1 protein-coding gene is annotated in these 573 nt (G+C 75.2%); it reads left to right on the top strand.

The genetic code is table 11. The features are described from left to right. Positions 1-14 precede the first annotated feature (14 nt). The coding region (locus GTR02_RS22080; protein ID WP_205709832.1) for a hypothetical protein at positions 15-573 on the top strand (559 nt) is incomplete at its 3' end.

The raw sequence follows: 573 nt of genomic DNA, 5'->3' as shown, positions 1-573 counted from the left end.
GGTTGGCGCAGCGGGTGCGGGAACTGCGCGACTCCGAGCACCCCGACCTGCTGGCCCTGAAGGACACGGGGCTGACCGTGGCCGGGCGCCCGGTGGACCTGGTCCACGCCGCCGTGGACCTGGTGACGGCGGAGTTCGCCGATGCCGCGGGCCTGTCGTGGACGGCGGCGCTGGCCGTGGTGTGGGCGGCCTGGTACGACGCCACCGACCGCGGCCCGGTGTGGCGGGCCGTGGCCGAAGGACGGATCACCTCCTCGCAGGCGCACGCGATCCAGAGCCGCGCCGCCCGCCTGGACCGGCGGGTCGCCGCGATCACCGAGGTCCGCGACGCCGCCGGGCGGCTGATCGACGTGCACGTCGTCGAAGGTGACCCCGTCGTCGACCCCGCCGACCGGCCTGCTGTGCTCGCCCGCTTCCTCGGCGAGGCGATCGGCTGGGCCGAGGATGGGGTGCCGGTCGAGGCGTTGTCGAAGCGCTGCGACCGGCTCATCACCTCACTGACCCCGGGCTACGTCGCGGTGAGCGTGCGCCGGCGTGAGGGCACCCGCGACCTCCAGGTCGAGGGTTGCGAGG

This window comes from Kineococcus siccus (assembly GCF_009906795.1).
GTDB classification, from domain to species: Bacteria; Actinomycetota; Actinomycetes; order Actinomycetales; family Kineococcaceae; genus Kineococcus; species Kineococcus siccus.
This window is presented reverse-complemented; position numbering and strand designations above follow the sequence as displayed.